19 protein-coding genes are annotated in these 17653 nt (G+C 32.7%); 4 read left to right on the plus strand and 15 right to left on the minus strand.

Annotated features, from left to right (window positions below):
- Positions 1-71: 71 nt before the first annotated feature.
- The gene (locus P2086_RS14525; RefSeq protein WP_317897473.1) at positions 72-536 is read right to left on the minus strand and encodes a hotdog fold thioesterase; all 465 of its coding nucleotides are present in this window, start codon (positions 534-536) and stop codon (positions 72-74) included.
- A gap of 34 nt (positions 537-570) precedes the next feature.
- Here P2086_RS14525 and P2086_RS14530 point away from each other — a divergent pair, with 34 nt between their 5' ends.
- Complete coding sequence (locus tag P2086_RS14530) at positions 571-1116, plus strand: glutathione peroxidase (protein ID WP_317897474.1); 546 nt, start codon at positions 571-573, stop codon at positions 1114-1116.
- Here the strand turns inward: P2086_RS14530 and P2086_RS14535 are convergent.
- The 5 genes from P2086_RS14535 to P2086_RS14555 all read right to left on the minus strand — a co-directional run bounded on the left by P2086_RS14535 (position 1101) and on the right by P2086_RS14555 (position 5280).
- Positions 1101-1754 (minus strand): DUF4956 domain-containing protein, encoded by a 654-nt coding sequence (locus P2086_RS14535; protein WP_317897475.1) that lies wholly within the window; start codon positions 1752-1754, stop codon positions 1101-1103. The two genes, P2086_RS14530 and P2086_RS14535, sit on opposite strands and share 16 nt — an antisense overlap.
- A 20-nt stretch (positions 1755-1774) precedes the next feature.
- Complete coding sequence (locus P2086_RS14540; RefSeq protein ID WP_317897476.1) at positions 1775-2257, minus strand: hypothetical protein; 483 nt, start codon at positions 2255-2257, stop codon at positions 1775-1777.
- Between the two features lie 51 nt (positions 2258-2308).
- On the minus strand, positions 2309-3124 hold the full coding sequence (locus P2086_RS14545) for a polysaccharide deacetylase family protein (protein ID WP_317897477.1): 816 nt from the start codon (positions 3122-3124) through the stop codon (positions 2309-2311).
- Positions 3125-3128: 4 nt separating this feature from the next.
- A complete protein-coding gene (locus tag P2086_RS14550; RefSeq protein ID WP_317897478.1) occupies positions 3129-4103 on the minus strand; it encodes a GNAT family N-acetyltransferase in 975 nt (324 codons plus the stop codon).
- 64 nt (positions 4104-4167) lie between these two features.
- Entirely contained in the window at positions 4168-5280 is a 1113-nt protein-coding gene (locus P2086_RS14555; RefSeq protein WP_317897479.1) for a glycosyltransferase, read from the minus strand.
- A gap of 189 nt (positions 5281-5469) precedes the next feature.
- Here P2086_RS14555 and P2086_RS14560 point away from each other — a divergent pair, with 189 nt between their 5' ends.
- Positions 5470-6228 (plus strand): glycosyltransferase, encoded by a 759-nt coding sequence (locus tag P2086_RS14560; protein ID WP_317897480.1) that lies wholly within the window; start codon positions 5470-5472, stop codon positions 6226-6228.
- Positions 6229-7365, plus strand: coding sequence for a glycosyltransferase (locus tag P2086_RS14565; RefSeq protein ID WP_317897481.1), 1137 nt, complete (start codon positions 6229-6231; stop codon positions 7363-7365).
- Here the strand turns inward: P2086_RS14565 and P2086_RS14570 are convergent.
- The 8 genes from P2086_RS14570 to P2086_RS14605 are packed head-to-tail and all read right to left on the minus strand — an operon-like array spanning position 7355 to position 15720.
- A complete protein-coding gene (locus P2086_RS14570) occupies positions 7355-8341 on the minus strand; it encodes a glycosyltransferase family 2 protein (protein WP_317897482.1) in 987 nt (328 codons plus the stop codon). The two genes, P2086_RS14565 and P2086_RS14570, sit on opposite strands and share 11 nt — an antisense overlap.
- On the minus strand, positions 8338-9207 hold the full coding sequence (locus tag P2086_RS14575) for a rhamnan synthesis F family protein (protein ID WP_317897483.1): 870 nt from the start codon (positions 9205-9207) through the stop codon (positions 8338-8340). The genes P2086_RS14570 and P2086_RS14575 overlap by 4 nt, the downstream gene beginning before the upstream one ends.
- A 5-nt stretch (positions 9208-9212) precedes the next feature.
- On the minus strand, positions 9213-10055 hold the full coding sequence (locus tag P2086_RS14580) for a glycosyltransferase (RefSeq protein ID WP_317897484.1): 843 nt from the start codon (positions 10053-10055) through the stop codon (positions 9213-9215).
- A gap of 45 nt (positions 10056-10100) precedes the next feature.
- A complete protein-coding gene (locus tag P2086_RS14585) occupies positions 10101-10982 on the minus strand; it encodes an alpha-1,2-fucosyltransferase (protein ID WP_317897485.1) in 882 nt (293 codons plus the stop codon).
- 2 nt (positions 10983-10984) lie between these two features.
- A complete protein-coding gene (locus P2086_RS14590) occupies positions 10985-12985 on the minus strand; it encodes a glycosyltransferase (RefSeq protein ID WP_317897486.1) in 2001 nt (666 codons plus the stop codon).
- Between the two features lie 20 nt (positions 12986-13005).
- Positions 13006-13794 carry an FkbM family methyltransferase gene (locus tag P2086_RS14595; protein ID WP_317897487.1) on the minus strand — a complete coding sequence of 263 codons (789 nt, stop codon included), beginning with the start codon at positions 13792-13794 and terminating at the stop codon, positions 13006-13008.
- A gap of 1 nt (position 13795) precedes the next feature.
- Positions 13796-14479 (minus strand): methyltransferase domain-containing protein, encoded by a 684-nt coding sequence (locus P2086_RS14600; RefSeq protein ID WP_317897488.1) that lies wholly within the window; start codon positions 14477-14479, stop codon positions 13796-13798.
- The gene (locus tag P2086_RS14605) at positions 14479-15720 is read right to left on the minus strand and encodes an ABC transporter ATP-binding protein (protein ID WP_317897489.1); all 1242 of its coding nucleotides are present in this window, start codon (positions 15718-15720) and stop codon (positions 14479-14481) included. The genes P2086_RS14600 and P2086_RS14605 overlap by 1 nt, the downstream gene beginning before the upstream one ends.
- Positions 15721-15906: 186 nt before the next feature.
- On the opposite strand from P2086_RS14605, the gene P2086_RS14610 reads away from it, so the two are divergent.
- The gene (locus tag P2086_RS14610) at positions 15907-16773 is read left to right on the plus strand and encodes a beta-1,6-N-acetylglucosaminyltransferase (RefSeq protein ID WP_317897490.1); all 867 of its coding nucleotides are present in this window, start codon (positions 15907-15909) and stop codon (positions 16771-16773) included.
- Here the strand turns inward: P2086_RS14610 and P2086_RS14615 are convergent.
- Positions 16770-17594, minus strand: a complete 825-nt coding sequence (locus P2086_RS14615) for an ABC transporter permease (RefSeq protein WP_317897491.1) — start codon at positions 17592-17594, stop codon at positions 16770-16772. The genes P2086_RS14610 and P2086_RS14615 overlap by 4 nt on opposite strands.
- Positions 17595-17653 lie beyond the last annotated feature (59 nt).

Genomic DNA, 17653 nt, shown 5'->3' on the forward strand with positions numbered 1-17653 from the left:
TTTAATAGGAACAAAAATAACTTAATTTTTTTAATGGCAAATTTATTTAATGCAAACCGTTCAAAATAACCTTAGTTCCTTTTAGGTACAATCATGCAGGTAAACCTGCAAACACAGCACAATTCAGCATTTTGATCAGAAATCTTGATATCCCAAACATGTACCTTACCTCCAATTTTAATTGGCGTACAAACCGCCGTTACCAGGCCTTCCGTTACTGATTTAACGTGATTAGCGTTTATCTCTATGCCAACTCCGATAAAAAGCTCACGGTTAACAACACACCAGCTGGCAACACTTCCAATAGTCTCGGCTAAAGCTACAGAAGCGCCTCCGTGTAATAGTCCAAAAGGTTGCTTCGTTTTATTATTAACCGGCATTGTGGCAATTAAAAAATCAGATCCAACTTCTGTGAAATTTATTTCAAAGAAATCCCCTAGCGTATTCTTGCCAAGTTCATTGATTAATTGCGTTGTAACTTCTCCTTTCCAGATACTCATAGCATAATTCAAAATAATAGGCTTAAATTTAAACATTCGTTTGAAACAATTCACTCTAAAAATATTGCTCTTGTTACATTTTTTAAATTTACCAGCGTTATTTAAAGGTCAAGCTACTTCCAGTATACATCAATTTAAAGCCAACAGTATTGAAGGGAAAATTATTGATTTAGCAAGCTTCAAAGGAAAAAAATTACTTATTGTGAATACGGCGAGTGAATGTGGCTTCACCCCACAATTTAAAGAATTACAGAAACTCTACGATACCTATAAGGACAAGAATTTTACCATTATCGGGTTTCCATCTAATGATTTTGGAAAACAAGATCCTGGAAATAATTCAGAAATTAAATCGTTTTGTGAACGAAATTATGGTGTAACATTTTTAATGATGGAAAAAATTGAAGTAAAAGGTGACAACATGCATCCGATATACAGATGGTTGACATCTAAATCAGAAAACGGTGTTATGAATTCTAAAGTACGATGGAATTTTCAAAAATACATGGTTGATGAAAATGGCTATTTAGTAGATGTAGTTTCACCTCCAAAAAGTCCAAATTGTAAAAAAATTCTTAAGTGGTTGGATACACCAAAGAATCAGTCTTCAAAATAATACACTTTTATTTGCACAGAAGGCTTTAGAAAATCAATTTTACTTATACTAATGCGGTGTGCATTTATGCCTGTTCTCTTCTTAATATCCTCAATCAGTAGAGTTTGGTTTTGTGATTGAATTAAATCCATGTTATCGTAATTAATTATCTGAATAGCTTCTTTTTTGAATAACACCTTACTTTCTAATAAATAAGCCAATACAATAATTGTACTGTTTATTAATATTAAAAAAATGTATTCGTAGCTATCGCTTGCGTTTTTCACCTTGGTTACTGCGCTTATTAAACCAATTGCAATTACTAAAAACAAATACGACATGTCCTTTATACTGATATCTTCGGTACGGTAACGTAACATACTAAACACGGCAAAAAGGCCGAAAGCCGCACCCATGCTTAAATCAACCTTATTGAGTAAAAAGCAAATCAAAAATATAACCAGATTGAAAATAAAAAAAGTAAAAAATAGTTCTAGACGCTTGTAAACGTGAAAGTATACACCACGTACCAAAATAAAAACTGAGACAAAATCTATTAATAAGCGATAAAATAATTTTAAAGAAACTTTTTGAAGCGCCTCTAAATTACTTATTTCAACAAGTTCTTGTGCCTGAAGTACTGCGAATAGATGTGTCATTTTACTATTATATTTTAATATTATTTAAATGAGTAAACCAGTTTTTTAGTTGCTATTAAATTATTGTTAGCGTCAAAGGTTTTTTTCTCTGTTCGAAGTCCTTTATAATTATACGAATAAATGGTTTTCCTGATCTGCTTTCCGTTTTTATCAAATACTAACTCAACTGTTTTTTGAGAGATATCATTATATTTTAAGACTTTTCTTTCAAAAAGCAAACTCTTTTCATCGTAATCTAATTGTTCAATTACATTCCCCTCATAATTGTACTTATAACGTGACATTGAAGAAAGAACACCCTCTTCGTTGTATCTGACTTCTTCAATCAATAAACCTTCAGAATTAAAACTCAAGCGCTCGTCTTTTACAGTTTTAAGGCCGATTGTTTTTGTGCTAGAAATAGTTTTTATGCCATGCTTTTTTATTTCCTTTTTTTTTTGCGCTGTTGAACAAAAAAAGAAAAGAACAGTGGCAACAACTAAAAGATATTCCTTTTTCAACATGAGTTAATTATTAGTGTCACAAAATAAACCAATTGAACCAGTTTTTACAAGTTAAGATTTCTTGCTTTCCAATTCAAGAATAGCTCCTTCAAAATTTACGCAATCAATTTTATTAGTTTTAAGATATTCCACAAGCCACATATACCAATCTAACCACGTTTTAAAAGAATGTGAAAAATACCTATCATGAAAATCGATGCCAATGTAATCGAGCTTGCTCTCAAATGCCTTATCAATTAGTTTAACTGTATTTTCTTTTGCTTGCAGTAAATTAAATGTTTGCCATTTCTTATAGCCCTCTATAATCCAGCCATCCATTATCTGAAAAGGAAATTCCCACATTTTACCTATCCTATAGGGATTCTTAAATGCCTTTTCACTGCTATCGTATTTATAACCAGTTTGAGCAAGCAAATTATAAGTGGCTTCACTATTGGTGAACTGACGCACACGAACACCAAATTGTTCTTTTTTAGTCAGAGACTTAAACAGATTAAACTCATTATGAACTAGATTTAAATCCTCAAAACAAATTCCCTGAAGGCTGATTTCACAATTCCGTAGTTTCATTTGCTCGATCCAGGTTAACGCTGACAACTTCGAATAACTTAAACCAATTCCTTTATTTACTGCAATAAAAAAAGAAGAAGGAATCCCATTAACATTATTAAAAGTAATGAGTTCATCAATATTCTGCCATTTATTTTTAAAAAGATCGGTCCACCTTAGCGTGTATTCCCTGGAAGAGATTCTACCGGAAAAAAGCTCCAAATGCATACGCACAAGATACTTAGGAATTAAGGTATCCTTAAACAAATGTTCTGAAACAGTAATGTGATCAATATCGTGTGATATAATGGCTTTCATACATTCAAAACGGTTTATGTCCTTTTAAATTAAGCAAGCTATTAAGCGTTGGTCTTATTTTCTCAATACAAAAATAAGGTTTCAATTCACCGCCAAACTCCCTAAAATATCTTTCGATGTTTGCATTCATTGATCCTTCAAAGTCAAAATACTTTAAATTAAGTTCTCTAGCTTTTAAAATACTATACCACATGCACTGCACACCAGCACCGTGGTGCTTATTTTCTGAATCAAAACCACCAAATAAATAAATAGCCTTTTCCTTATTAAAAACACAGTAAGTAGCTCCTATGGCCACATCATTATTATAAGCTACAAAGGCAAATGAGTTTTTTGCATTTGAAAAAGAAAACAAAATATTTTCCAAAATTTCAGGGTTCCTGTTTTTATCATTTCTTTCAAGTGATTTTAGAATGAGCGAGTAAACCAGTTTGTAATCTTGTGTTTCTTTAACGACCACTTTGTCTTTAATAGCTTTGTTTACACTCTTTCTTTTTTCAGAAGATAGATTATCCCATAATTTTTCCTTCTCTAAAGAGAGATTAATGAGATAAGTGTACCGAACTTTAGAGGTAAAACCCTCCCAGATAAAAGGTTGTGTATCTATAACATCGTAGGGAAGATTAATATTAATATACGGTACTTTTAAAGATTCAAAATAGGAAACAAGTAACTGAATGAGATCCTTATTGAACGAATTTGCTCCAACAATAGAGACAGCTGGGTTAACATAAAATAAATCTATGTTTGGCGAGTATGGAGGTGTTATAATAAATTTAAAAACACTTTTCTTAAAACTGTAGTAAACAAAACAACCAATAACGTCATTATTGTTGTTTAAAATTGCACATTGATGCAGGTTATCTGATGAGTAGATAGAAGTCCACTTCATTGAACTAAAAAACACATTGTGTTTCTCAACGAAAGCCAATAATTTTGAGTAATTATCTGAATTTTTATTTACCAGTTCTATTTTCAAAATAAATTCTACTTAACCTTTTATTATTATATTAAAAAGTAATGCTTAAAAACCTAATTTACCGCTACTTTTCTATTACTTCTCGTTGGCTTGCTTTGGTACTAATTATTTTTTTATAAATAGTAGTCATTTGTTCAAGACTCATTTTCCAACTATAGTTTGTAACAACATGTTTTCTTGAGTTTTCAGCAATTTGTTTGTACTTCACTTTATCGCAAATAAGTTCTTCAATCGCTGCAATTGTTTGTGTTTCATTTCTAACATCTACTTTGTACCCTAAACTTTCATCTTTTACGATCCCCTTTAATCCACCAACATTTGTCACAATAACAGGTTTCTCGCAAGCCATAGCTTCAATCACAGAAACACCAAAACTTTCATACTCACTAATATTTACAAGAACATCGATCATATTATAATATGAGCTTATTTCGTTAAAAGGAATTCTTCCAGCGAATACAACGGCTTGCGTAACATTCAGTTTTTCAGTCAATTTTATTAAATTTTCCTTCGCACTACCCTCTCCTGCAATTAACAGTTTAAGCCTGGGGTATTTTTTACTTAAAACAGCGAAACTTTTTATGAGAATATCAATATTGTAAAGTTCTTCCAACGATTTAATGCTCCCTAATACAAAATCTTCTTCGGCAAATAAAGATTTAACCTTCTTCGGCAAAAAAACATCCGTATCAACTCCAAATGGAACAACCAAAACTTCTTTCTTAATAACCCTTTGTATACTTTCTTTTACGGTTTCAGAAGTCGCACAAAGTATGTCGGCCGCCTTGAAATTATATTTGAGGATCGATTTTGCAACAAAGTTTTTATTAGGAAATTTCATCACATCTGTTCCCCAACTGGATATAATGTAGGGATGAAAACCACTTAAAGCTCCCACAAGCCCATAACTTGTAGCATAATGAGCATGTAGTACATCTGGTTTAAAGTGTTTAATAATTCCCTTTAATACGTTGACATGTTTTAAATATGCGAGTTTTGTAAGTGTACTTTCTGCATTTATTCTCTTTTCAGGTTCAAAAAAAACTGTAATATTAGGATGCGTATGCCATTCGTAAGACGCTTTATTAAAACTAAAGAGTCCAACTTCTATTCCCTTGTTGGCTAAGCCAAGCGCCCATTTTTCAGTATGTTCGCTATCCGTATCGGATAAAATCAAGATCCTCATTTAAAAATAGAATAATTCATTTCTAAAAATTTTAAGAATCAAAATATTTTTTTCTTGCATAAAAAAGTAAAGATATCTAATAAAGATAAATATTTTGCTTTATAAACACTTATTTTCAACGAATAAATCATTTTATAGAACCCAGTCAAGAGCAACAATCTAAAGCTTATATTTGTATCTGTGTCTGGATATTCAATCATAGTTCCTTCCTTTAATCAGGAAAAATTTATAAAAGAAACATTAGAAAATCTTGCAACGCTGAAAGCGCAGGCAGAAAACACTAATGTTGTGATTCAAATAATTGTTGTGGACAACTGTTCCAGTCCCACAACGCTCAAAATTATTAATGATTATAAAGGCATCATTAATAATCTAATTATTGAAAAAGACAAAGGCCAATACGATGCTATTAACAAGGGGCTAAACCTCGTTAAAGGTGAGTTTTGGACCTGGCTAAATACCGATGATTTGATCGATATTCCAGGTTTCTTTAAGTTAGCAGAATACCTTGAAGACAACCACAATACAGATTATATATACGGTGATGTTTCTTATATAGATGAAAATTCCGTCTTCCATAAAAACTCTTCTAGCGGAATTCTAAGTTTTGAAAAATTACTTGAAAATGATGCTTCTATCAGTCAACCCGGCTCTTTCTTCAGAACCAAATTTACGAGGGAAATTGGTGAATTATTACCCTTTAATTTTGCTTTTGATTATGAATATATATTGAGATGCCTAAAAAATGAAGCTAAGATTGTAAAATTAGATACGGTTGTTGCCTATTTCAGGTATTATAAGGCGTCTAAATCTGGTAGTCAGGATTATCGTTTTCTTAAAGAACAACTCAAAATAAATAAACTTTACGGCGGAAAGTTTTTTTCGAACCTCAGTCTTATACTTAGATTAAGAATCCTTAAAAGAAAACTTTTCAATTAATTGGATTCCATTTCAGAAATAACAATTTTTACCGTTGGAGATGCAAACGCAATAAGTACCTGGTCGAATGTACCCTATTTTTTCACTAAGAGTATTGCAGACAAAAACATTCACGTTAATAAGGTTAATATTAAAGAAAACGCTCTATTAAATTTCATTTATAGATACACGGTCTACGCATTTTTAAAAATCTTCTACAAAAATACTACTCACACTTATTTTCGCTCTCGATTAAACTATTTTTTGACGAACATCAAAATTCGTCGTTCTATTAAGAGATATAACAGTTCGCAAGCATTTATTTTTCTAACATTCAGCTTTGGCATTCCTAAAACAAAATCGAAAAAAATTGTTCTGTTTGGCGACTGGAGCTATTTATATTTGATTCGTAATTTTCACAAAAGAGAACCCTTTTGGTTTGAAAAGAGAGCATTGAATTGTGAAGAAAAAAATATCAGGTCTGCAGATTTCGTTTTAAGTCTTTTTCCAGAATCTAAAAAATTTAATACTGAGACTTATAAAGCTCACCACTGCTATTATCTTGGAAACGTGATAAACAGTTCCTTTTCTATTGACAAAAAAGAACTAGTAAAATTAAAATCTCAAAGCAAAAAACTTTTATTTATTGGGAATAAAAAATATCTACAAGGAGCTTTAGATTTAATACAAGCATTTAAAGAATTTAATCTTTCTAATAATTCAGAAATAGAGCTTCATATTATCGGCTTAAACACTTCCGACACAGGAATTACATTGAGAAATTTATTCCAACATGGTTATCTGGACAAAGGAAATAAAGATGAAAATACCCTCTATTACAAACTTATTTCAGAAGCTAGGTTTATTGTAAATACAAACAAAAACTGGGGGGCTTTTTCAGCCATGACAGAAGCAATGTATTATTACACACCTGTAATCACTACACCGTATTCTGAATTTGTTGCAACCTATGGAAAAGTAGCTTCTTTTGGATTCTATGTAGAAAGTGAATCACAAAAAGAGCTCGGAGAAGCGATTGAAAAACTTTTAAAAAACACACAGGAAGAATATCATACTATGATGAATGCGGCACACGACAAAGTAAAAGATTTCACCTGGGAACGTTATACTGATAAATTACTTGAACTTATTTCTTAACAAGCGCTATCATTCGCACAAGAAGATTTCCGTCTTTTGAGTTGTGAATTTCTTTAAACTGTGTTTGTGATGGGTTAAAAACAAGATGATTTTTATTTTCTTCTCTATTTACCTTGTTCGCAACATAGCACTTCAGTTTAAAATACATTTTCAGCTTAAACTTCAGAAAAACATTTAAACAGCTTCTAAAAGTATTGTACTCCTTACTGTAGAATAAAACCCAAGAAAATAAAAGCGGTTCAATATAATGTAAATCAAAATATTTATTTTCCACATTTGTGGAAGTTGTAGAGTCTGTGTGAATTCGAAAGGCACAGATTTTTTCAGGAATATATTTTAGTCCATACTTGCTAGCGATTCTTAATACAAATTCTAAATCGCAAATCTGTTTAAAAAGCGGATTAAAAGAACCTAACTCATCCACTACTCTCCCTCTGAAAAATGTAAGACTCGGTTCTCCGATAAAATTCATGCTAATATTTTCTGCAGCTATTCTTGAAATACTTTGCGGTGTAAAAAAAGTCGACGAATAAGCTCCAGTATTTTCAAGAGTACGCACACGATTGGTGTAGTAGTTGATGTAGTCACTTGATGGATTTTCGGGCAAAATAAAATTACGCGCGCTTACGATTAAATTAACAGAAGGTTCTATTTGTTCAACAAACTTTTGCAGGCAATTCTCTGCAATATAATCGTCTTGAAACACAAATTTAATCCACTCTCCCCTAGCCTGTTTAATGCAGGCATTCCAATTTTCGACTAGACCTAAATTTTTTTCGTTTTTAGAGAGTCGGATTTTTTTATTGGAGATTGCATATTCTTCGATTAGTTGCACACTTGTATCAGTAGAACCATCATCACAAATAATAATTTCATAGTTGTCATAAGTCTGGTTAATACAAGAATCGAGGCATTGTTTTAAATACTTTTCGCCATTATAAACCGGAATGCATATGCTAACTAATGGTTGGGTCATGTGCCTTTTATTAATTTATATATTGGCTTAGCGACTCTATAAAACAAGCGTAACAAACTGTAGTTTATTCGATCTATTTTAGTCATCGCCTCTCCCACTCCAATTAAACGCTTTAAATCAATAATAAGATTTTTACCTTCTTTCGAAATCTTAGTTAAATAATCATTAGGGTTGATATTATAGATCATTCTGGCGAGCGTGCTTAATTCACTTCTTCTGTAAGAGCTAAAAATAATTTTTTTCTTGATTAATGGGATTCCCTTTGAAAGGTGATAGTCAACACAATAGTAATAAGGACTGAACTCACCTTTATAACCATTGTTATCAATGAACGCAGCAATTTTTAAACCCTGCTCTTGGAGAAATTTATTTAACCCCACTTCATAAGTATGAATGACATCTGAAATACTTTCTTTGATTTTATGCTTTTGAAAATACTCCCAAGTTAGAGCGATTGCTTTTTTGTTTAGCACTAAAAAATATGACTGGATATGTGGGTATATTGCTTCAGAAAGAGTAATACCTTGAACATCTGCCTTGTTAGTTGCGGACCAAGTTATAAATTCATCAAGAGGCTTAAATAAAATACAAGAATCGTTTACAAGAACAATTTGATCATAGTTGTGAATAGACACCCTTCGAAATGCCTGATACCATTGTCCAAAATCAAAGCCTTTGTTTTCCACTAATAAAAGGGCTAAGTTTTCAGATTCTAAAAACTGTAAACTTCCGGGTGAAAGTTTTTCTTGTGAAGTTAAAAATACGACTTCAGTATAGTGTTTCTTAAGCTCTTTTAGGTAAACGGTAATGTAATAAGGAATCTCCTGTTTAGTAAAATACGAAGCAAATAAACAAAGAGACTTCATAGCTTTTACCGTTTAAAAATGTTTCTTAAAAAAAGAATCGGTTTTAATAAAACTCTTGCACAACGGTATGTAGTCGACTCTTCCATACTTTTTAATTTTTTAGCAACTGAGTGATAGTTAAAAATGAGTTCAGATAAATCAAACATTTTATCATAAACATCCTTGTGATTTATATATATTCTACGACGGAGGACAAGCTGTTTTTCTTGATCTAACACGCTGTTTCTAGAAGCTGGCTTAATTCGGTAATAAAATAAAATTTCAGGAATTTTATAGACACTTTCTCCGGTTTTAAGCATCCTGATCCAAAAATCCCAATCCTCAAAACCTTCTTTCATTTCAATATTATAACCGCCAACAGTATTAAAATCAGATTTACGAAAAAGCGCAGAACAAAATATGGAGTTCTCCATAAGTAAACCCTTTAATGTAAATGTTGGCAAAATCCATTTACCAGTGGACGCTCCAAATAGCTCAGCATCGCAGTATACAACCCTAATATCCTTTTTTGTTCTGAGTATTTTTTCCGCCTTTTCAAGATAAGTTGATGCAATTTTATCGTCAGCATCTAAGGGAAGAATAAACTTACCTTTACTTAATTCAATTGCTTTATTTCTTGCAAAAGAAACTCCTTTTTGTTCCGTGTGCACATAAATAAAACGAGGATCCTTGGCAACGTACGATTTTGCTACTTGAGCAGTATTATCGGTAGAGCCATTATCTACAATCACACATTCCCAATTGGAATAAGTTTGTGCGAGAACGCTATCCAAACACTCACCAAGGTAATTGCCGTAGTTGTAGGCCGGAATTATGATAGAAATTATACTCTTTTGCTCGTCAATCATTAAACTTAAATTTCTTTACTATCTAAAAATACCAATAATCTCGTATTAAAGCTTTATCCATGTATCCGGAATTAAGTCAGAGGTATTAACATCCTCACTTAAAAACCATTTTTCTGGCGCTATTACCTTCTGGTCTTCATTCTTATTTAACCAAGCTCCCCACCAACTAAAACTGCTATTGGCAATAATGTTATGTTTACATAAACTCATTAAATAGAGGTCAAAACAATTTTTTTCACCCGTATTAAAATCTATGTATTCTACTTTGTTTTTAATCTTAAAATTGGATTTAACCCAATCCATATCATCCGAAAAAACATAAAACGTTAAGTCTTTAAATTCTTTTGTTAGTAGATCAATTGCTTTAGAATAATACTCCATAGAAAGGACTCCGTGAAAAGAACTGGCATTTTTATTCGTAACGTAGTCTCCTCGTCTTATATGTAAACTTACAGAATTAGAATTACGTATTTTATCTCGCATTTCTTTACACTGTGCAGTCATTTCATCCCTGATCACAATCTCCTTGAGCAATACCTCACGAATGTTTTTGAAATATTTTTCAGATTGCCAAAACCCGTTTAAATAAACGTTTTTAGGGTAAGAAAAAAAATCTTGATTGAAATTAAACTGGGCTTCGTTTACTAAACGATATTTATTAGAAAGGAATGGAAAACACTTTTTAACAAGCTTTGAAAACAGGTCCTTTTTTTGATAGGCCTTTAAATCCGACTCGTCTGCAATTTCATAATCTAAATCAAAAGCTTCTAATTCTAAACTACGTTTTGTATGTAAATTATTTGGATCAGCATTTAAAAAAGACAAGTCCAGTTTTAAAGTTGTGTTGTGTTTCAATGCCAGAGACTTTCCAGCTGAATACTGAAAAAGTTGATTTCCCAAACCTCCCATTAATTTTACAATGATCACCGTTATTGTTTTAAAGGGTTATTTAATAATTCAAACCAAGATTTAAAAAAAATATCTTTATTAAAATGTGTCAAGGCATAATTGTACGCACTCTCTGACAACTTTGACAATTCACTTCTATTTGCATCGAGATCATAAATCTTTTCTTCAAATTCTTTAATGATAGCTCCTTCTTCTAATGAATCAACAAGAAATCCATTTACATTATTTTTAACATGTTCAGAAATACCGCCCACATTCGTGCACACAGGCACTCCACCCTGCATCATAGCTTCCATAATGACCATCGGAAATCCTTCGCGAGTAGAGGCAATAATTAGAATATGGGTTTCTTTGTAAATAGTTTGTAATTGTTTCTCATCAGATACTTCGTTATGAAAGATACAATACTTGTGCAGATCAGGACTTATGGCGTCTTTAACATTCCCAACAAAATGAAATTTAATGTTCTTATGAGAGCTTGTTACTTTCTTAGCTAATTTAGCAATGAGATTTACCCGTTTCTCTTCCCCGCCCCGTCCCACATAAGTTACGTTTAAAACACTTTCGCTTTTTACCGGCAAAGGTTTCTGCGATTCAACATAATTAGAAATGAATTTTATTTTAGAAACGTTACTTGATACAATGTTATTCTTTTTATATAACTTAATAAAATCTGCTTTAGTTTTTTGATTAATCACCACTCTCGCATTAATTCTATTCACACAAGCGAGACTCCACTTCTCAGGACCACTTTCGTAATCGTGCACAAAAGCATGTAACAAATCCACTACTTTAATTTTTGGAGAAAGGTGTGGAACAACTTGGTAAAAAAACATGGAATTACAGCCAACAGCAGTAGCATTTTCAGAACTAGAAACTAACCCTTTTATTTTCTTCAGTAGCCACCGTTCCGAAAAACCAAGCTTTGTAAGTTCATCAATTTCAACAAGCGTTGTGTGTTTCGAAAACAGATTAAAAAAGTCGGAGTTTTCTGATTTTGAGGTAATAAATGTAATGGAATTAGGCTGATTGGCGGCCTCCAGAATGGAAGCGTGTACTCTTTCTGCCCCGCCCATATGATAAAAAGGAAAAAAATACAGATGATCGACCGGTTTTTTAAACTGTTTTAATTGTTTAGACACCGTGAAAAATTGTTTTAGATACCGTAGTTTTTCAAGACTCTTTAACCGTGCTCCGAAACCATAAATTCTGGGCATTAGCCATTTTAGGATATATCTTAAACTCTCTTTCAAAAAAGAAGAAAGCACCTGCTTATCTGTATAAAGGAATTTGTTGTGAAAAATTTTATAGCTTAAATACCTAAATTTAAAAGTCACTACTTTTTTCTCTACTCCTAATTTGTTAGCCGAAACAGTAGTGCTCGAAGGGTGTTGGCGGTACTTAAGGAGTGTCTCAGGTAATTTATGAATCTTCTTATGCAGTGATAAAATATGGAGCCACAATCCCCAGTCCTCGTTATAAGTAAATTTTTTGTTGTACATGATTTCACGAACAACATCTGTCCGCATTATAATAGTTGGTTGCCCAATACAATTAATGCGTGGTAATGTTCTTAGGATCTCTTCTTCTGTAACGCAGGTATTGTCCTCTGCCCACAAACCAATTTCATCACCTTTAGTATCGATTAAAACAAGCTTGGTCGCTAAAACAGCAACATCAGGATGTTCGTTTAAATACATCATTTGCTTTTCGAAACGCGACTGTAAACAAATATCGTCAGCATCCATGTTAGCAATATACTTTCCACGTGCGGTAAGCAGTCCGATATTCCTCGACTTAATAATGCCAAGATTTTTTTCGTTATGGATGACCTGAATTCGTGGATCTTTAAAAATTTTTATAACTTCAAGAGAATTGTCTGTTGAACCATCGTTAATGATAATAAACTCAAAGTCCGCAAAGGTTTGACTCAAAACGCTCTCAATCGCTTCCCGCAGAAAACTGGAAGCGTTGTAAACAGGCATTAGAACTGAAAGCTGAATATTTGAGTTTTCATTCAATAGGTGAACGCATAAATAAATTATTTTTTAAAGAAAGATCTAATCTTAGCTTTTAGAGTCTGAGTCTTAAACGTCTTTTTAAAAGCCTTTATGCTAGTGGGTTCAAAATATGAAGTGTTGACATAAAGTTGGTCGCCGGCCACTGCATTCACAGTATCTAACACATTCACAAAATTATTTTTTTTCATAAATTCTTCCATGTCGTTTTTTAGTGGCTGATTTCTATAAAGTTCGACTGCCTCTACTTCCATCCAAATAAGTTTAATTTTATTTAAAAAATCACCTGCTCCTTCCAAAACCATTAGTTCTGCGCCTTGCACATCAATGTGCGCAAAATCGATTTCAGAAATTGACTTTGAAGAAACGTAATCTTGTAGTCGCAAGGTTTGTACTTCAATACGTTTATCAAATTTTAGCCATGAAGTGTGTTTCTTCATCTCCTCAGATGGAGGTAATAAAGAACTTGACTTATTTCCAAAATCCCATTCTTCATTTCCAGCATCCTGCGGACGCCCTTCAGACAAAAAAAACTCAGCCACACCATTAGCATTACTTAAAGCAATATTTTCAAGAACAATGTTTTTTCGCTCATATTTTTTTATAGATTCTTTACCAATTGCAATGTTATCTGTGCGTGGTTCAAAGGCATAAATAGTAGCGTTTGGAAATAAGAGGGAGTAACGAATAGAGTCTTCCGCTTCACATGCACCAATATCGAATACCGATTTCACTTGATCTTTTTTTAAAAGAAAAAGTAATTCGTTTTCAATCTCGATTGGGCTGTTTATATACTGATCTCTGTTAAACATATTATCTTTTGATTCTATTTTTTATGGCTCGCAAAAGTAACTTCGAAGATCCTTTTATCGAAGGTTCGTTGCTTTGATGCGAAGAATGCGTGTCAAAATCCATAGAAATAAAGTTATTTAAATCGTTTTTTCTTTTTACGTTAAAAGGTTTATTCCATTCAAATCCTTCAAAAAAACAATGTGGAATTTTTGATAAAAAATCACCATACCCACTCTCTAATGTTTTTAAGAAAAAGGCTTGTAAAGGTCTAAGAGAGTCCAAGGTCGTTTCATTTTTCTTCATCAAAAAAAGTTCAGTTCCATTAAACTTCAAAAAGTTAAGGTGTACGTCAAAATTATAGAGGTAATCATAAGTAACCAAAGGGTATTCAAAATAGCCACGCTTAGCCACCCTAAATATTTCTGATAAAAAAAACTCAACATCAACCACATGTTCTAGTACGTGAGAACATATCACGTAATCAAAAGACTTATCTTCAAAAGGAAACTTTGTTCCATCGTAAAAAACAACTTTTTTCTCGCTCTTTAAAGGGTCTGAGTGACCAAATTGTTTGATCCGATCTGCCTCATTTTTATAGTCTAGTTCCAAAAGCACATCCGACCTGTGAAAAGGATCACTTCCTGGACCAATTTCCAAAACAAGATCTCTAGGAGCGATGCTTTTTATTTTGTCTGGAAAAAACATTAACTGATTTTATAGGTTAACTGGTTCATTAATACGCCACTGTTTGTGTTTACTAATCTATCGGCATTTGGAATATTAATAATATCAGAAATATTAAAAAAGACGGTACTTGTGTTGTAATCCAAAACCTCGTTGCCTCTTGAAATTCCGATCGCGATTTTATAATAACCAGGCGCTAGAAAAATATCGTCGAAAGTGAAAATAATCTCATTCATTCCCTCTTTAAAATTCTCGGGTTTCGACCAGGTTGTAAGAATAGGAAGTTCTGTGGCTGATAAAATACCAAGTCCCACGACGGTTCCATCGAGTTTAATACTAGATTCAAATTGAATATGAAAATTAATTGCATCACCAACGGGATAGTCAGAAGTATGTTCTGAATTTTTATTTTTTAATTCAACCTTTGTAAAATAAGCTTTGGAAGTTTTATAGTTTTCTTGGTCTTCAAAGGTAAACACAGAATTAGAAACCGTATTCCCAAAATCTAAATACTGTTTAATAACGGTAGAAATATCGGAGTAATTGATTGCTTTACCTTCTTGTAAAAAAAGTCCTTTGTTGCAAAGATTTTGCACAGCACCCATGTTGTGACTCACGAACAAAATCGTTCTACCTTCTTTGGTGCTTACGTCTTCCATTTTCCCAAGGCACTTTCTTTGAAACTGCGCATCACCAACCGCCAATACTTCGTCAACTATTAAAATATCTGGTTCCAAATTTGCGGCCACCGCAAAGGCAAGGCGAACGTACATTCCGCTACTGTATCTTTTAACTGGCGTATCAATAAACTTTTCTACTTCCGAAAAATCGACAATCTCATCAAACTTTTTATCAATCTCCTGTTTGGTCATTCCTAAAATAGACCCATTCAAATAAATATTTTCCCTTCCAGAAAGATCGCCGTGAAAACCTGTCCCAACTTCTAGTAACGAAGCCATTCTGCCTGAATATTCAATTTTACCAGCAGTAGGAGGCGTTATCCTCGACAGAATTTTAAGTAAAGTTGATTTACCGGCGCCATTTCTGCCAATGATCCCTACCCGATCACCTTTTTCTATTTCAAAAGAAATATCCTGCAGCGCCCAAAAATCTTCTTTATTTCCTTTTTTAGAAACATTGCGAACATTTTTAAACGTATTAAAAAGAGCGCTATATAACGTATCGCTTTTAGGTGAATTGTTTTTATTTAATAAGTATTTTTTACTTAAACCTTCTACTTTTATGATGGTGTCCCCACTCATTTACCTTTCCTATGTTTTAGCTTATTTAAGCGCTATTGATTCTAAATCCTTGGCACTTAATAATCTTTAAAAATAACATAAAAAAATCGTTTTAAACCACTTAAAATACACGTCTGCTCTGATATTTTGAACCACTATTTATTAATAACCAATGGGTATATTTGCAGCACAGTCAAAATTCGTAAAATGAAGCAGGCCATCTTGATAACCGCATATAAAAACGTACATCATTTGCAGCGAATTATTAATTGTTTTGATGAAAATTACTTTTTTTACATTCATATCGACAAAAAAAGTCGGCTTTCAGAACAGGAAATTTTAAACCTTCAAAAAAACAAAAACGTAGCATTAAGCCGTCGTTATAAAACCAACTGGGGCGGCATGGCCCATCTTAAAAGTATTCTTCTGCTCATGAACATGGCTTTGGAGAATAAGCAAACCAAATACATTCATCTAATAAGCGGACATGATTTTCCGATAAAATCGCCACTATTAATCGACGAATTTCTTACAAAAAATTCCGGTAAACAGTTTCTTGAGTTTTTCCAACTTCCAACACCTAACTGGGAAAACGGAGGAATGGACAGAGTAGATTATTACAATTTACATGATTATATAGATGCGAAGGGACGCTACGGTTTTTTGATCCATAAATGCATTCGTTTACAAAAAAAACTCAACCTTAAAAGAGCGAAAAAACTTGGCAATCTGGAGCTTTTCGGCGGTTCTACTTGGTGGACCTTAAGCTCTGAATGCTGTCTATACATCCAAGATTATATCTACCAAAACCCATCCTTTTTAAAAAAATTTAATTTCACTTTTTGTGCTGAGGAATTTTTTTTTCAGACGCTTATTCTTAATTCACCTTTTAAAGATCATGTTGTTAACGATAATCTAAGACACATTGTGTGGGAATTAAGACATGGAAATATGCCTGCCGTACTTGATGAGACAGATTATGAAACCCTAAAAAGCTCACCGCAGCTATTTGCCAGAAGATTTGAATATCCTTTTTCAGAAAAACTGGTCGGTCGACTAGAATCAGGAGCCTAAATATAATCAACAAAGTTTCTCTCAAACTTATAAAAGTACTTAACTCCAATAAAAAGAAACAAGAAAGAAGAAAAAATTGAAAGGAAAAAATAGATGTAGTGGTATGTAATCACATCACCAAACAAACAATACTTAAATCCATCAATAACACCAACCATTGGGTTAAGACAAAACAACCAGTGCAGGGACGTTGGAATTCTTTCCAAATAATAGGCTGAAGAAAAGATAACAGGCGTTACATACATTCCAAATTGAATCATAACAGGAACTATAAATTTAATATCTCTGAATTTCACATTGATGGTTGCGAAATAAAGTCCGAGTCCTAATCCATTAATTAAAGTAAGTCCAATAAAAACTGGTGTTAGAATCAGTTGCCAATGAAGGTCTTTGCCAGTAATTACGAAAAGAGCCACAAGAATGATAAGCGAGATTAAGAAATCCACAAGACATACAAGTGTGGAGCCAATTGGAATTATAATTTTTGGAAAATACACTTTTGAAAAGAGATTTGAATTTCCAACAATAGAATTACTAACATCGTTAAATACGTTTGAAAACAGTTGCCACAAAACCATCGCTGACGCAACATAAACAAAATTAGTCGCAGCATCTTGTCCGCTATTTATTTTGCTAGCAATATATCCGAATACCAGAATATTAATGAGCGGTTTCACAAGTGCCCAAATAATACCTGCAAAAGCTTGCTTGTAGCGCACTAAAAAATCACGTTTAGCCAGATTGTTTAACAGGCTACTATAACGTCTTAATTCACTAAGATTGAGGAAAGATTTATCGTTGCTGGTAATTATGGTTTTCATTAAATATTATGAGGTGTAAATATAAGGTAAATTAAGTTTTAGAATTAAAACATCATAAT

The organism is Aurantibacillus circumpalustris, from assembly GCF_029625215.1.
In the GTDB taxonomy this organism is placed as follows: Bacteria; Bacteroidota; Bacteroidia; order B-17B0; family Aurantibacillaceae; genus Aurantibacillus; species Aurantibacillus circumpalustris.

Coding starts and splice junctions, on each gene's coding strand:
- P2086_RS14535 (WP_317897475.1), bottom strand. CDS start 1,754: ATGACACATCTATTCGCAGTACTTCAGGCACAAGAACTTGTTGAAATA.
- P2086_RS14545 (WP_317897477.1), bottom strand. CDS start 3,124: ATGAAAGCCATTATATCACACGATATTGATCACATTACTGTTTCAGAA.
- P2086_RS14615 (WP_317897491.1), bottom strand. CDS start 17,594: ATGAAAACCATAATTACCAGCAACGATAAATCTTTCCTCAATCTTAGT.
- P2086_RS14540 (WP_317897476.1), bottom strand. CDS start 2,257: ATGTTGAAAAAGGAATATCTTTTAGTTGTTGCCACTGTTCTTTTCTTT.
- P2086_RS14600 (WP_317897488.1), bottom strand. CDS start 14,479: ATGTTTTTTCCAGACAAAATAAAAAGCATCGCTCCTAGAGATCTTGTT.
- P2086_RS14580 (WP_317897484.1), bottom strand. CDS start 10,055: ATGATTGACGAGCAAAAGAGTATAATTTCTATCATAATTCCGGCCTAC.
- P2086_RS14575 (WP_317897483.1), bottom strand. CDS start 9,207: ATGAAGTCTCTTTGTTTATTTGCTTCGTATTTTACTAAACAGGAGATT.
- P2086_RS14610 (WP_317897490.1), top strand. CDS start 15,907: ATGAAGCAGGCCATCTTGATAACCGCATATAAAAACGTACATCATTTG.
- P2086_RS14595 (WP_317897487.1), bottom strand. CDS start 13,794: ATGTTTAACAGAGATCAGTATATAAACAGCCCAATCGAGATTGAAAAC.
- P2086_RS14570 (WP_317897482.1), bottom strand. CDS start 8,341: ATGACCCAACCATTAGTTAGCATATGCATTCCGGTTTATAATGGCGAA.
- P2086_RS14525 (WP_317897473.1), bottom strand. CDS start 536: ATGTTTAAATTTAAGCCTATTATTTTGAATTATGCTATGAGTATCTGG.
- P2086_RS14605 (WP_317897489.1), bottom strand. CDS start 15,720: ATGAGTGGGGACACCATCATAAAAGTAGAAGGTTTAAGTAAAAAATAC.